The sequence below is a fragment of the Paenibacillus sp. ClWae2A genome, from assembly GCF_032452295.1.
In the GTDB taxonomy this organism is placed as follows: domain Bacteria; phylum Bacillota; class Bacilli; order Paenibacillales; family Paenibacillaceae; genus Paenibacillus.
The window spans coordinates 286554-301908 of sequence record NZ_JAULSQ010000007.1; the positions used below are offsets into that span (position 1 = coordinate 286554).

The 15355-nt window shown below is 48.0% G+C and carries 15 protein-coding genes; 2 read left to right on the forward strand and 13 right to left on the reverse strand.

Annotated features, from left to right (window positions below; translation table 11 throughout):
• Positions 1 to 20 precede the first annotated feature (20 nt).
• From QVE09_RS21075 to QVE09_RS21100, 6 genes are all read right to left on the reverse strand, one after another.
• The gene (locus QVE09_RS21075) at positions 21 to 1691 is read right to left on the reverse strand and encodes a hypothetical protein (protein WP_315938358.1); all 1671 of its coding nucleotides are present in this window, start codon (positions 1689 to 1691) and stop codon (positions 21 to 23) included.
• Between the two features lie 182 nt (positions 1692 to 1873).
• Positions 1874 to 2308 (reverse strand): phage tail assembly chaperone, encoded by a 435-nt coding sequence (locus QVE09_RS21080; protein ID WP_315938359.1) that lies wholly within the window; start codon positions 2306 to 2308, stop codon positions 1874 to 1876.
• A 294-nt stretch (positions 2309 to 2602) separates the two neighbouring features.
• Positions 2603 to 3010 (reverse strand): phage tail tube protein, encoded by a 408-nt coding sequence (locus tag QVE09_RS21085; RefSeq protein ID WP_124117078.1) that lies wholly within the window; start codon positions 3008 to 3010, stop codon positions 2603 to 2605.
• Between the two features lie 51 nt (positions 3011 to 3061).
• The gene (locus QVE09_RS21090) at positions 3062 to 4525 is read right to left on the reverse strand and encodes a phage tail sheath subtilisin-like domain-containing protein (protein ID WP_315938360.1); all 1464 of its coding nucleotides are present in this window, start codon (positions 4523 to 4525) and stop codon (positions 3062 to 3064) included.
• Complete coding sequence (locus QVE09_RS21095; RefSeq protein ID WP_315938361.1) at positions 4525 to 4725, reverse strand: YqzN/YkzM domain-containing protein; 201 nt, start codon at positions 4723 to 4725, stop codon at positions 4525 to 4527. Before QVE09_RS21095 ends, QVE09_RS21090 begins: the two co-directional genes overlap by 1 nt.
• 399 nt (positions 4726 to 5124) lie before the next feature.
• Complete coding sequence (locus QVE09_RS21100) at positions 5125 to 6048, reverse strand: hypothetical protein (protein ID WP_315938362.1); 924 nt, start codon at positions 6046 to 6048, stop codon at positions 5125 to 5127.
• Positions 6049 to 6481: 433 nt separating this feature from the next.
• Here QVE09_RS21100 and QVE09_RS21105 point away from each other — a divergent pair, with 433 nt between their 5' ends.
• Entirely contained in the window at positions 6482 to 6826 is a 345-nt protein-coding gene (locus tag QVE09_RS21105) for a YfjL-like protein (RefSeq protein WP_315938363.1), read from the forward strand.
• A 4-nt stretch (positions 6827 to 6830) separates the two neighbouring features.
• Here QVE09_RS21105 and QVE09_RS21110 read toward each other — a convergent pair whose 3' ends face one another.
• Positions 6831 to 8681, reverse strand: coding sequence for a DUF4127 family protein (locus tag QVE09_RS21110; protein ID WP_315938364.1), 1851 nt, complete (start codon positions 8679 to 8681; stop codon positions 6831 to 6833).
• A gap of 576 nt (positions 8682 to 9257) precedes the next feature.
• On the opposite strand from QVE09_RS21110, the gene QVE09_RS21115 reads away from it, so the two are divergent.
• Positions 9258 to 9740: a hypothetical protein gene (locus QVE09_RS21115; RefSeq protein ID WP_315938365.1), complete on the forward strand. Its 483-nt coding sequence runs from the start codon at positions 9258 to 9260 to the stop codon at positions 9738 to 9740.
• A 95-nt stretch (positions 9741 to 9835) separates the two neighbouring features.
• Here QVE09_RS21115 and QVE09_RS21120 read toward each other — a convergent pair whose 3' ends face one another.
• The 6 genes from QVE09_RS21120 to QVE09_RS21145 form a co-directional block, all read right to left on the reverse strand.
• Positions 9836 to 10786 (reverse strand): hypothetical protein, encoded by a 951-nt coding sequence (locus QVE09_RS21120; protein ID WP_315938366.1) that lies wholly within the window; start codon positions 10784 to 10786, stop codon positions 9836 to 9838.
• Between the two features lie 168 nt (positions 10787 to 10954).
• Entirely contained in the window at positions 10955 to 11590 is a 636-nt protein-coding gene (locus QVE09_RS21125) for a VOC family protein (RefSeq protein WP_315938367.1), read from the reverse strand.
• Entirely contained in the window at positions 11587 to 12045 is a 459-nt protein-coding gene (locus tag QVE09_RS21130; protein ID WP_315938368.1) for a VOC family protein, read from the reverse strand. Before QVE09_RS21130 ends, QVE09_RS21125 begins: the two co-directional genes overlap by 4 nt.
• Positions 12046 to 12091: 46 nt before the next feature.
• Entirely contained in the window at positions 12092 to 12667 is a 576-nt protein-coding gene (locus QVE09_RS21135) for an NADPH-dependent FMN reductase (RefSeq protein WP_315938369.1), read from the reverse strand.
• 189 nt (positions 12668 to 12856) lie between these two features.
• On the reverse strand, positions 12857 to 13591 hold the full coding sequence (locus QVE09_RS21140; RefSeq protein WP_315938370.1) for a response regulator: 735 nt from the start codon (positions 13589 to 13591) through the stop codon (positions 12857 to 12859).
• Between the two features lie 18 nt (positions 13592 to 13609).
• Positions 13610 to 15322 carry a GAF domain-containing sensor histidine kinase gene (locus QVE09_RS21145; RefSeq protein ID WP_315938371.1) on the reverse strand — a complete coding sequence of 571 codons (1713 nt, stop codon included), beginning with the start codon at positions 15320 to 15322 and terminating at the stop codon, positions 13610 to 13612.
• Between the last annotated feature and the right edge of the window lie 33 nt (positions 15323 to 15355).

The window sequence follows — 15355 nt, forward strand, 5'->3', positions numbered from 1 at the left end:
ATCTGCGGCCTCCTTTCTGCTTAGGCCATAATTGTTTTGCGATTTTGCATCGCACGGCGGAACTCGTTAGAGATCCGTTGCCCCACCTGGTGAGAAACTGCGTCATAATCAATAGCGTTCTCCCGAACGGTCACTTGTACCGTACCCGGTGCAATATTCACAGCAATCTGGTTCGTCGTTTCCGTTTTGAAATCCTTAAGGTAACCTGCCAGACTGCTCATCTGTTCTTCGGAAATACGCACTGTGAGCGGCGAAGCTTTCTCATTGGGTTGACCCGCGTTATTCATTGCTACCGCTTGGGATTGCATCACACTTGTTCCCATAAGACCCGCAGCCGTCGGTGAACCAAATCGATTGTTCATGTAGGCTTCTGGACCGGTGATCGATAGAACTGCCGGCCTGTATGGAGGCGGCATCTGAGGTGCTATCGGTGGAGGGGGTGGCGTCTGCGTTGCTACAGGTGTTGAGGGTGACGTTATGACCGCTGCGGCTGGGGCAGTCTGCTCTTCCTTTTTAGAACCGAAACCAAAAAAACCTGCAACCCCATTGAACAAATTCGTCGTTTTCTCCGCCACGAAACTCGCTCCCTCAGAAGCAAATTTTGCTACTTTTGAGATGTCTTCCGCGTTGTTTTTTAGGAATCCACCTACCTTGTCACCCAGCCAACCGCCTGCCTTTTCACCCAGCCAACCGCCTATCGAACCGCCCAGCATGTTCCCAACCACCGGAATTGGAATTACACTGCCAAGTACGGTACCAATAGCTGTTCCTACTGCATTACCAGCAACCGAACCCACCGCACGAGCACGATCCTCAGGTGGGGCGCTTGCAAGTTCTTTAATATTGTTATACATACGGAGTGGTGCGAACAATTTTCCCGCTCCTTTAACGAGGTTGCCACCAAGCTTGCTTATGATGCCAGACCCACCACTCCCTCCTGCCCCGCTTCCACCTCCACCAAAGAGACCTTTTACATCGCCCCACAATCCATCGAATCCACCGATCAAATCGGACCCTGCGGACGAGAAATCATTCACAAACTTTGCCCCACGTTTTGTAACCTTGAACGCCTTTTTCAATTTATTCCCTGGTGTGGCAGGTGTTGTGATTTCTTTCCATAGCTTCTTCCCACTATTTCTTGCATCAAAGACTTTCCCCACACCAGATGAGATTGATTTCCCACGATCAAACATGCCTTTCATCTTTTGCATAAAGGTTTTAGGTTTCGCTTCGGCCGCTGGTGCCGCTCCAATATTGATAGAGTCTAGCTTGGTACTCAGCATATTAATAGATTGGGTATTTGTATTCAAAGCATCGATCAATGGCTGCGAATTCACATTAACGGATACACCTGAAATCTGGTGGCTGACTTTGAGTTGCACACTAGCTGTAGCATTCAACATCTTAGATCGGATTTGCTTCATTTTTCTCAACAAACCATTTAATGCCGGAGTAGCACGGTCAACCAGATCAACCGTCGGTGTAATCCGCAGCCTGCTGATTCGAACAGCCATACTATATATACTTTCCAACCTGCGCCCAGTCGTTCTCAGCTCATTGTTCACCTTGATCAGACTCTGATAACGAACTCTGCCCAGACGTTCGGTTGAGCGTTGGATCTGATCCAGGTATCGAAGGGTTGTCCGCATTTCCGCATTGGATTTGGATAAACCTACAATCATTTCTGCCATTTTTTCACCTCCTGCCCTATATTGTTATCGATTCATTTGCGAGGTTATCGCTGCCATCTCTTCTTCCGAGAACGCAATTAACAGCGAGCGCTCCCCGCGTGGCAAAGACCAGAACTCTCCGGGCCGGAGATGATGACGTACCCACATGTGATACAGGAACGTGGTCATCCCGCCGGAGTGAATCAGTTTTTTAGGTCTTCAATCTCCACACCGAAGCCGGACAGCTCCAGCACTTTATCACCTACGGCATCCAATTCACCAGCCAGCAACATGCGGCGAACCGCCTGTTCTCCACCAGATAGGTTCATACGGCCAGTAATACGGGTATCCCCCCAGCCGGACAATTCCAGGCTGCGGACTTTTAATTTCACCGTCGCTTCAGAAATGAGCAGTGCGTTAAACGTTTCGGTATCCACCTTTTCCTCGGTGCGGCCTTTGGTCGTTTTTCGAATCGTACAGCGTTCGCGAATGTGATCCACTTTGGAGGACGTCAGTCCACGCAAGGTCAACAACAGATCCAGACGCTGAATGCGCACATTCTCCTCTGGCAAACGTTCTGCTGCTTCAAACAACTGATCCAAAATCTGTTCTTCGGACATATTTTCATTCATACTCATTGGGCGTTATCTCCTTCTTGCTCACATTTGGCAATCATAATGGTACACTAGCCACTCCGATGACAGAATAACCTTCCGATCGCTGTTATCCCCAGATTTTTTTGATTCCCCTCTTCAAGGGAAAATTCGGGGATAGCCTATGCTTCCGATGCAGCTTTCTTTCAGAAAGCTTTTAGGCGAACGCTCCGCTTCTTCACGTTATTTCTGTCCTCTCCGTTATCGTGTAGATACTAAATTTGCTTTAAGTAGACAACAAAGAGACCGAGATCATCTCGGCCTCCATTAAAGTCCTTTTTAGTTCGCCACAATCGGATTCAGCAACTCAAATCCTTCAAACGTAAAGCCCGTTTCTTCCGGTACTTCCTCACCCGCGGTCCAGTTGGCAAGCTGGATTTTGTCCACCATGCAACCTTTCAACAAAACACTCTCGTGTCCATACGATTCAGGGTCGTTCAGCTTCGAAATAATCTCGAATTTGGTAAATCCGCGCTGGATCATATCCGAAGTGACTTTGTAACCCGTCATTGTGCCTGTTCCTTTTTTTGCGCCATTTTTGTGCACTTTCCAGTCGTTACCGACCAGATTCAACTCACGCTTTTCAATCTCTACACTCGCTTCCAACTTGTTAATGTTTGTCTGCCACACACCATCGATGTGCAACTGACCATGGGTACCGAGAATTACTCTTGATGCATCCAACATATATTTTCCTCCTTGAAATTATAAAATATCGTTCTTTCCTTCCACACAACCTTATTGCACGTAAAATGTACCAAACAACTGCTCCATCACATCCGTCAGCTTCACATTCCATTGCAGGAATACCTGATCTGCTTCCGGTTTGAGAACTGGTGCCGCACCGTAGTACGCCGGGTCAAGAATGACATCATAACCGTCAGCTTCAATCACATTGCTCTGTGCGAGCAACGCCAAATAGGCCTTCATGGCACTAATCAGTGCCTGACGACCCTCTTCAGTATTGTTCACTTTACCGATATACGTATCTTCCGCGGAGCGCTGCAAATCCGTGTTGATCGCATCCAACACACGAATGGAACGGATTTTTTTCCACGCATTATTCTGTCCAGCGGCTGGCGTTACCAGTGTGTTTACACCGCGAAGTGCTTTCACCTGACGTCCATCATGGAAGAAAATAAATACGCCATTCTGTACTGCCTGCTCCTGTTCTGCACGCGTCCAGCGACGTGTCACATCATCGAACGGAGTAGCCGCATAGGTTGTGGATTGGCTCAGACGTTGTCCGGCAATCAGTCCCGCAACATAGGCGGACGTTTCCGCCGAGCTGTAGAATGCATCTCCAAGGCGCACGCCTGTACCGACATTAATCACACCTTCATGGTTGAGCGTAAGCGAACGTGCTGCCGCTTTTTGTGCTGCTGTAGCAGAAGTGTCATCCGCTGCGGAACCGCCAAATACAGCCACCACCGGTTTACCTTCACTGCGCACACGTTTCACCCATGCCGCAAAACTCGCAAGCAGAGGTGCATCTGCCGCCTGATCCAAAGCCAAGACGTCGAATTGCTCCCCTTCCAGCGCACCCTGTACAGCAATGTATTCTGCATTGGTCAGGTCATCGTTGCCACTTACGCCGCCTTTGAATGCCGCACCCGCAATTGTTGCAACTACACCTGCACCATCGCCAATCGCCTGCGCCGTCACCCAGACATTTTGTTCATCTGCGTTAATCTCTTTTGCTAGAGAAGCTGCCGTAATATCCGCTGTCAGGAGCGCATACAACATACGATTACCTTCAAAGAGGCGCACTTCATGCTTCGTATTATCAATCACACCCGGTTGGATGGTGACGTAGAACCCGTTCGCACGATCCCCCGGATACTTCGCATCCAGTTGCAGCACATTGGCATCACTGCTGTCCTTCAAAGTAAGCGTAGCTGCTTTGGCCGCAGCACTTGCTACCCGATAAGCGAGCAACTTCTTCGGTCCACCCAACAGGGCGAGCTTCAAGGATGTATAAGCTGTACCGTTATCCAGCACATTCGCCGCATAGATACGTTCAATTGCCGCTTCGCTTCCTACTTCAACAAAAGTCCCCACAGGACCCCAGTTGGCCTTAATCGGTACAACAACTGTTCCCCGTGTACCCGCTTGAATGGCCGAAGATGCTGCCGCCTGAAAATTCATATATAAGCCCGGAAGGACCGGACGATTCGTTTGCTCCCAAGTTCCACCTGCCATTATCCATTCACCTTCGCTTTCATAAATTGGTTAATTCGTTCTTGCGTTTCTTCTATGGAAAACGTCTCTTGCGCCGCTTCGTACAGCGCACCGTACAGCACCTCTGCCTTAACGGCAAAGAGGGCTTCTGCATGATTCATCAGTTCTGCCCTTGTATACCGCGGGGCTGTCTGTTTGCTTTTTTTCACTGAGCTTGCCATTGCCATCTCACCTCATTTGATGTACTACTAAATTTGTGAACATTGATCTTTAAACTTGACCTATGAATTTTCGATCCTATGAACCTATGAATTTGAAGCTACAATGTTGAAGCTATATCCATCATCTCAAAGCTATAATCTGGAACCACTCTTAAAAGTGCATGTTCAAAAAGATCGGTTTTCAGTACCGAGAAGGTGGGATGAAGTTAGAAATGGAGTAGCAGAGCGTAGGGAAAACTACGTGAGCAACTACATGTTTCCGAAGGAAACAATCATCGTAAGCATATGCTTTTTCGGCTGAATTCCATATTCGATGCTGATGATGCCGTTAGGCATCCTTTGTAATCAAAAGCGGGCTTTTTGAACAACCTCTAATAGAAGGTTCCTCTCGACTAACGTTTACTCCATACCTTTGCTATGGTGAATCTCACGGATGAAAGGTACATTCGTACCCGGACGACGAATCCGCTGTTGCAACGTCAGGCGAATCTGGCCGTTCAGATAGGCATCTGCCTGTAAATCTGCCGTGACTTCATCCACTGTGATATATCGCATATTACCTTCGTGCTCTTCGCTACCCGTTTCACTGACGGCAAGACGAGATTGTACCGCAAGTTGCCGGGCCAACCGAGTAACGGTATGGCGTGTTAGTACTGGATGATCGGTGAGCACATGCCCAATCCACTGTTGTCGAACTTCCAATGCCGAAGTGCCCGCGACAGACGTGCTGCATCCGGCCAATCGCCATAACACAGACGGCATATCGTATCCACCGGGCCAGACATCCCCATATACCGACCAGCCCGAACCAAGTTCCGACTGTGTCCAGTCTTGAAGCGCAGCTAGCCATCCATCTCCCGTTTCAGCGTGAGCAGTTCCCCAGTCTTCGGGAACATACACTCCGAACCGCAGACTGCGTGTAACCACGCCAGACCCTGCATCCACCCGATCACTATCTGAAGAACCCAGATAGATACAAGTGAATGCCCCACCTGCTTGATCCACCAGCCTTACCTGGTGCAACCCTTTGATTAGATCAGTTGACCAAGCTTCCACTTGTTCAGCACCACCATCTTCCGGACGAGCGTATGGTGAGATTTTAATAATCCTTCGATATCCCGCCCAAGCAGACTTAGGCACCTCTTCGGCAAACGCAACCACGGCACAAGGCCCAGCCAACACTTCTCCTGACGCGGGTACATCCAGCACACGGCCGTCCCAATCTGGAACAAGTACCGCGAGCTTGTGTTTCAGCGTTTTTTTAATGAGCGTACTCATTTTACTGGTGCTCATGGCAGTGCTAATTTCATTTCTCATAGACACATTCATTTCGCCCCCTTTGGCTGCAAGTTTGGATCTGCCCACACCGTGCAGCGACAATGCAGCAGCAGTAGACTCCCCCTTTTAACTCAGAGTCTGTATTGCTATCGAACCAGTACCAGGACTACATTCACCGCATCAAAAAGACCGGCCACCTGGCCGGTCTGTACATTAGCGTATGTGCTTTCGGTGCGTCCCTTGTTATTGATCCGATAATACAATCTTACACCCTTTCATCCCTAGCGCGGATGGTGTTCCGTACGACTTCGGTGCGATTAAGGGAGTCGTTCGGGTGGAAAAAAGACGATTCTGGAATCATCATTTTAACGAATAACTAATTAAGCATTAAGATTAGTAAATTGATAAATTTATCCAAATATATTAAAATTTCATTATTAAATTCATTGTCGCTTACGTAAAAGAAGGAGAAATACCTATGAGTAAAACATTCAAGATCACTTCACTTGTCATCTTAGCATTTATACTCGGGATATCCTGCTGGGCTTACTTCGGACTGTTTGGTAATCCGCTCAAGAAAAATGATGCTGAACAACAGGTAACCACTTACCTGATTGAGCAGAAAGGTTATTCACCCGCACAGCTTATCGACGTACAAGGTATCTACTCTTCAAATAGCTCTGAAGCACCTTACGGTGCCTCCGTAACATTCGCGGATGAACTCGAAGCGAAGTATCAATATATCATTTTTAACAACGGAGAGATTAAGCAGTACAGTCATACCAGTGATGATCCCAAACATGAGGAGCCCATGGTGAGATAACAGTTTAGTTCAGCGTAACTTGCGGGTTCAATGTGATCTCAAATGCACGGCCCCAGATGAAATCGGGATTTTCATATTCCAGCAGCGCACTGCCATACGTCGCATAAGACAATTCGTCATTACAGATCTGTTTAATCGCCACATTGCCTGTCTGGAAAGCTGTCTTATTCGCAAGTGCTGTGGTATAAGTCTGCATCAAATCACGGAGCAATGTTTGCAAATGGGCATAGTCTTCCTCTGAGTTGAACAGCAACATATTTTGATCCGAAAGTGTAGCCACGTTGGTATACAACGCATGGGCTCGGGAATACGTGCGGATGTCCGCAATCGCTACCGCTTTGTAGTAATAATCCTTCAAGAAACGCTTAAACAACAACGAGTCATGCGCATTCATAGCATCTCGCAACTTATGCTCATGCTTCTCTGTTGTAATCAACGCGTACCTCGACTGTCCCATTCCTACGGCAATACCGATCTTGTTGCCCGGTGTATTCCAGGCACTGTATCCCAGAACCCGTCCGGTATATGGACTGTTTAGCAACGCTTCAGCAACATCGACATTCGCTGGTCCTTTACCCACAAAATCAATCAACACCGAAGGCAGACCTTGCTCACTATTCAGCGTCAATTGCTCCAACGCAGCCTGCACCTGATCCAGAGCCGTAATGGCAATAATCTCAATGTCGATGCCTGTGTTCTCTCCGGAATTTCCCGGAAGACCCTTGGTCATACGATCCAGTTCGGAGGTCATGTCAAACGGGACAACTTGATCGGCTGCTACAGCCACTAGCTGTTCATTTTCCAAGCCAGCACCCGCATCCGTCACCACCTCCGGTTCAGGATATGCCGAATCTGCTACAAGCACACCCCCTACAATATCCACATGACGAACCACATTCTCGTGTACATCCATGTATTCATACGTGTTAATGATGGTATTGCCGTGAGGACCAAAATATTTCAATGCGTAACGTGTCCTCGCGCCGCCTCGGAACAACTGGTTAGCCATGCGAGCGACCAAAGCGTGCCCCAAACCATCTGCATCCGGCAAGATGATAGCACGATCCGGATTTTGCCCATTGGTTCCACCCAGCCATTCATTGATCCGCGCTTCTACATATTTGATTTCATTGATCTGAACACCCTGCGTGTTGGCATCGTCGACTCCAACCGCGAGGAAATCGATATAACCTGTGCGAGCCAGCTGATCCAGAATGTACAGATTTGTTTTGAATTTATGCTGTCTTGTATTGTAATACTGTTCTTTATCAAAATAGGTCGTTGTCCCATATTCCACTCCATCCGGGGACAGGTTATAACCTTCGATAATATCCTCAAACTCGGTGTATGTCTGACGTGGTTGCTGCATCAACGCACGGGACTCATTATATGCATCAAGCGCCAAACCATCTGCAAACGAGGTTGTAGCCAAACGCATGATGGTATCCATTACAAATACGGGTTTGCGTGGGTATTTCTGCTTGATCACGCGAATCACATCCAGCAAACGAGTGGTTTCCTCATCGTACTCAGGATAGGCGCCTCCTCCATCTTCGCGGAGCTGACGACTGCCAATCAGACCGCCATAGGCGAGCATATCGGATGAGATAATGAATCCGTCGACCTTGGCAGCATGTTTCAGAATAAAGCTGTGAATCTTGGACGGTTTGCCATAAACCGGCGTGGAGGTGCCGAGCAGCGTTGTGCCATCTACGGTTTTCTCCGAGTCCAGACGATTCTTAATATCACTCAGGTTTGGTGTAACGATATGGATACCGGCTGCTTTCCCTTGCACAATCACATCATCCAGATTCGCTGGACGATCATCCAGTGGAACATACAATACTGTTTTCATATCACGTAGCCTCCTGTTATCTATATAAGTTGAACTACAGAATATTTACACTTGCCACTTCGATGACAGAACAACCTTCCGATCGCTGTTATCCCCGGATTTTCTTGATCCACCTATATAAAGGTAGAAATCCGTGGATAAAGGCGCAGTGTATGCTTCCGAAGTAGCTTTCTTGCAGAAAGCTTTTAGCTCCGCTTCTTCAGGTTATTTCTGTCCTCTTCGTTCTCGTGTAAATCGTTAGTCCAACTTATATATCTAGTCTTTAATACCCGATCAGGGCAAGGATGCAATCACCGAATTAAAAAACCGGCCCCATGGCCGGTCTGTACGTTAGCGTATGAGCTGTCGGTGTGTCTTCCTTGCTGCTGATCCGATAATACCATCTTACCGCTTTTGATCACTCGCGCTGATGGTAATCGGGATGAATTACGCCTGAATGTGGTCGTCTCTATGGCGGTTAAATGCCGATTTCTCGAGAGAAACTCCTATCGATAATCCAACCAAACCCATCCTGATGATGTTTATATGACATAAGTAGCTTTCAAATCCTATGAACAATAAAGGATGGATATAACCATGAAAAAAAGGTACTTCTTCTATCTTTGGATTGCTGTCACCAGTTATATGGCGGGCCCCGCTATGTATGCGTTGGCGATGTACATCTTATATCAGGAAACAGATGTTGTAACAACATCTCTCATTGGATGGACCGCGGCAACATTCTTATCCGTTGGTATCCTGTTTATCCTGATCACAGTCATCATGCTACGAGTGTTCAACATCTATTATTTCTGGCTGCAAACCCTGCTCTTCGAGTTGTTTTTCCTTGCCCTCGTCTATATGACCACTGTTCTTCTTGGGGCTGGCAACAGAGGACTGCCCAAGTTGTCCTTTCTATTTACGCCCGAAGGCATCTCCTTATGGATGTTCTGGGGGAGTATTGCACTTATGAGTTCCTGGGGAATATGGGCAGCTCGTCAGCCCGTACCAAAATCACCATACATGCTGGTGTCCAGAGTCATGCTGATCCTTTTTATCCTTGAAATTTGGCCCCGTTAAAAAGGTGCAGGATGACCACAATTCGGTAGACCAGAATAATGCCTAGAAGGGGTGTCCGTCATGACGGACACCCCTTCTGAAATGTATGTTTTATCTCACGCGATGATATAACGAAAGTTCTCCCACGTTTCCGGTACGGGCTCCCCGTTCTTGGCATGATGATAGAAACTGAACGGAAATTTGAATACATGGCCTCCGTACCAGTCACGAGAGCGTCTATCGGTGAGCCAGTATTCCAGTTCATGAGGGAGCGCCACTGATCGTTCCGCCCGTTCCAGTGGCAGCAGGTCTACGGGTGATTGCAATGTCGGCATCTCCTGTTCAATATCCACATCTCGGCTTAAGCGTAGTGCCTTCACCATGGTAAGGAAAGGTGGGATGCCTTTGTGGAATAATGCCGGATAACCCAATTCATATAATATGTTAAGCGCATGTCCATAGGTCAGCATATGACCGATCAGATCATGATGCGCTTCCGCGTGATATATGGTCTGGAAAGCACCAAGCTCATCCAGAATCAAGCGTGACAACTGCGTTGGATCTTTGATCTCGGGGAAACCATCTCTCTTTTCCGGCTTCAGACTGCGAATTTCTTTCATCGTTGTATTCATCCAGGATCTTCCCGGGATGGTTCGATCGAATGAATCGATCAGTTCAACCAGCCGACCAATATCCTCCGCAGTGCCCCATCCATCCAGTTCACGAATGGCTTTCAGACTGATTGCCCCGTAGATGGCCTGGTGTCCAACCCAGTGCAGCTCTCCAATCGTTCGATCCAATGCGTCCGTAATACGCGCTTCGGCATCTTCCCTGGGCATCATTTCACCAATCGGAGAGGTCTGACCAGGGCTGATTCCATGCTGGCGAAGCATGGCTTTTGCTTCGGCGGTAACACTGCCGGCGGCAAGGGCAGTGAGACGATTTTCCCGTACCCAAAAATATGCCGCAATCGCACCTGCTCCATAATGGGCGTGCCATAGATCTCCTGTACGTTCCCTACTGGAAACGATTATCGATAGTCCATCTTCCAACAAACGTCGATCCAAGTTGCCACCACCCTTCATCATGTGTAAGCCTGACAGAACAACCTTCCAATTTCCGTTATAGTGTAAATTTAGTTCAACTTATATATCCTAATTAATAAATAAAGCGTTTACTTCTATAACATGATGGAAATGCTCCACATATGCCCGTTTTGCCCCGGAATACAAAGTTTAGCCGATTCGAAGCCTGCCCACGTCACGAATGGACACTTCCAGGGGATAGATCTCTGCTTTTTGCTTGGAGAAAAACCATGTCCGATCCTTCTTCACCACAATAAATAAACCATGTACATCTCCTACAGGAGCAAAGGTATCACTAACCTCACCCCAGCGCGTGAGTCCAATCCGCTGAAGCTCATTCACCGTAGACAGAACATCCTCCGTCACCAGTCCAATCTCACACACCTGTATTATGTCGTTAGCAGAGAAGTTATGGTCACTCTCATTCTGAATACGATGATGAGCAATCAGCTCGATAATATTGCCTGCTGGATCTTCGAAATAGAGAGAATGAGAGTTCCAGTTAGCAGAGTACGTCTCATCCCGATCTCCTTCTCTGCTTAAAACAACACGTGATGCAGCCCACTGCTTCGCTTCCTTGAACCGATTCGTCGGAATCGACCAGGCCACATGATAAAAGGGCTCACGATCTGTTTCACACGGTTTGAAAATCATCTTTGTCCCTCCAACCTGCAGGTTGAAGGCCTGATCCGTCACATTGGACACCTCCATTCCCAACGTATCACGATAAAAATGCTTGAGGTCCTCCAGCCGTGTTGTATATAACTGTAATTCTTCAATCATCATACGGTCTTCTCCTGCATCTCCTCCCACTGACCCCATGGCACCATGCCAAGTTCAGGCTTCGCTTCATCCGGGAGCATGGCGATGAATTCAAGCAAATGACCATCCGGATCGTTAAAATATACAGATACCGCAGGCATCCAGCCGAAGACGTACAGTTCACCGATATCATCATTCAGGAAGTTCTGTGTCTTGATCCCTTTGTTCTCCAAGTGAGCCACGGCATGTTTCATATCCTCGAGAGATACATGAAAAGCAAAGTGCTGACGCTTCACCTCGGAAGGTTCCTTTTGCCACAATCCCAGCATGGCATTGCCTTTTCCACCAATCCAGTAGAAGGAGTTCCCACGTTCTTTCTGCCCGTAGGCATGAGGTAAACCCAGGACCGTTTCATAGAAATGATGGGATCTCTCCAGATCCGTCACGTTTAGATGTGTTTCAAATATGCCTGTAATCATAATGCTCAACCTCTTTTCCTTTTCCGATTTTCATCTTCGTTTGTTCTCAACTCATGGTTGAATTCCGCGCATTCGTTAACGTCTGGGCCAGATTTAAAAACGATCCAATAACCCGCTGCACCCGTTCCTCTATATCCTGACTACCTTCGTACTCTTCATATCCGTCAAAAGTTGCTTCGAATCGTCTGCGCTGCGCACCACCAATGGAAATCCACTCCTGGGCATTAATGCCATGCAGATTGCGAACAATCGCTTGCAGTTGTAAAAGCGAACTTACCCCCACCGCTCCACCAGAGGAGCTGATGGACAGGACGGGCTTGCCGCTGAAATGAACCTGACTCAGGTGATCCAGTGCATTTTTTAGCACACCGCTAATACTGCCGTGATACTCTGGTGTAGACAAGATGATGGCATCAGCCGCGAGCATACGTGTATGCAGGTCTGCCAAATGTTCATGATCCGCTTGTTTTTCATCTGGCGCGTAGAATGGAAGTGGTGTCTGATACAGATCAAATAGGCTGGCCTGATGTCCCTGACCTCGAATAATCTCCACAGCATACTCTCCCAGACGTGTACTGGTTGCATTGTTCCGATTGCTGCCTGCCAAAATAGCAATATTCATTCCATGTCACTCTCCTTGGTTTTTTAATATTCCAAACTCTCATGTTTCAACCGATCTGTTATTTCTACTCTTATCTTACCTTTGTTCCACATCCAAATCGTCAGCAGATAGACTTAACTTGAAATGCCAAAAAACTCAACCTTTAGGTTGAGTTTATACGACTTAAGTATGAACATATGTCGGAATTGGTCAGATGACCCAGCCGTTTCTTACGGCATGAAGAGCCGCTTGCGTCCGATCCGCCAGCCCGAGTTTATCCAGCAGATGACTGACATGGGTTTTGACCGTTTTTTCGGTGATGACCAATTGAACCGCAATTTCCTTGTTGCTCAGTCCTTGAGCAATCAGCCCCAAAACCTCTTGTTCACGGCGAGTGAGCATATCCAGACCGCCTAGGGACGCTTCAGTGGATTTCTTCGTCTGCTTCAGCTCTTGAAGTTGACTGTCTGCTGACTGATCTGCCGTTATATGCTGTGGTTGCTGTTCATTTATAGACCAATTGGATGAAGCCATCACATGCATCAATTGACCTGCTGCTGCGGGATGCAATTCTACCTGACCTGCATGCACATTGCGAATGGCCACAGCCAGATCCTCCGGTTCAATATCCTTGAGTAGATACCCCTTCACCCCTGCACGCACAGCAGGAACGACATGATCCTGATCGGAAAACGATGTGAGAACAATGATTCGCGTTGCTGGCAATAACGTGCGCAGCCGTCTGGCTGTTTCGATTCCGTCCATGACCGGCATATGCAGATCCATTAATACCACGTCAGGTTTTAACGCTTCCGCCTGCGCCAGTGCTTCCTGCCCGTTCGCTGCTTCACCAACAACCTCCATGTCTTGCTGTGTGGTCAAAAAAACGTGCAACCCTCGTCTCACCATCGCATGATCATCTGCGAGCAAAATCGTAATCGGCATCTCTTCTTCCCCCTGACTTTATACAGATTCGAACGGAAGTGGAATGACTGCCGTTACTGTTGTTCCCTTGCGGGAAGAACTCACTATTTCTAAGCTGCCCCCGAGCGATTGAGCCCGTTCCTTCATAATGGACAGACCAAGGGAGCTTCCAGACGAGGCTTTTGGGCTTTTCGCACCACCTTTTCCCTGATCTGTGACGGTGAACACCACTTCATGATCACTTAACTTGAGGGTGACCTCAGCAGAAGTAACATCAGCATGTTTCCGTATATTATTCAGCGCTTCCTGCCCGATTCGCCACAATGCTTCTTCTATACTACGCGGTAGAGACCGCATTCCCGTCCGATTCATCACCACTTGAAGGCCCTGACTGGTGCCGTATTCCTGTAGCGCATGGAGCAGCCCAGCTTCCAGTCCCGCGGGACGGAGCTGCATAATCAATGCGCGCATTTCCTTGAGAGCTTCCTGAGACAAAGCCCGAATATCCTTCATCGCTTCCGCTGCCGGGTGCAACTGTTCGGAGCCGGATAACATACTTTCCGCACCTTTAGCAGTTAACGATAGTGAAAATAAAATCTGATTAACCGAATCATGCAGATCGCGAGCCAACCGGTTTCTCTCTTCGAGTCGTGCAAGTTCGCGGCGATTCTCCGCCAGCTTCAGACTCTCCCATGAGGCAGCAATATGTTCGGCCAATGCCTCCAGCACTTCACGGTCTGCCTGCGCAGGATCTGCTGTTACTATTCCGATCACCAGAATTCCCGTTTCCCCTGGCGTATGATACGGAAGGGGAGCAGCAATTCCCGGGGCAATGGAATTCATAGTCTGGTCAGGCTTGCACAGGGTGAATATCTCAGCGATCTCTATTGCAGAAAGAGATGTAGCACGATGACTATTGATTACATGGTTCATGTGGCTCGTCACTTCTGAAGATAACGGAGTACTTGATAACGTTTGAACCTTATCATCTGCATAGGCTGCCTGCAAAACGAACATTCCGCTTTTTTGCTGAATGATTGTAGCAAAAGGCCAATCATAATGCTGCCCAAGCAGCTGTACAACTTTTAAACAAAAAGCATCAGAATTGCTGCATTCGTTCACCGCAAGACCCAAGGCCGTGCTGAACTCCCCCAGCTTGGCATACAGATCAGCTCGTCGCTGCTCTGCGCGATACAATCTCATCCGCTCTATCGCACTACCAATCTGGTACGCCACGCCCTGTAACAGCGCCAGTTCACTGTCGCTGAAATGTTCCTTGGCTGGCGCAGCCACGTTGAGCAGGCCGAGCATCTTCTCACCTGACCTTAACGGAACGGTCGCATGGTGGATAATATCATGGGTATCTCCCCATTGGAATTCAACGGCATTCTCCAGCCGTTTACAGTTAATGATGTTGACCGCATGATTGAGTTGACCATCCTTGAAGCGGTTCACACACCAGCAGGTACCCGTTCGCATGGGCTCCTTATCTTTACGAATTAATGCCGGGGGCAGATTGTAATCCGAAACACAGGTATAGTCTCCACGTTCATTAATCAGAAACATCCAGCCTGCCGTTAATCCCGTCAACTCCAGTAATTTGCCGACCACGGTATCCAGCATTAAGTTCAGATCATTGGACGTATTGAGCGTTTCCGCGATTGTCTTCAACGTGACCATTTCCTGCATTCCGACTTCTTCCGACATGGCAGACTTCTCTCCTTTGGCTAATGCCAACTGTGGTTTGTTCAACTATTGTAACCAATCCACCCTGGATATTAAAGG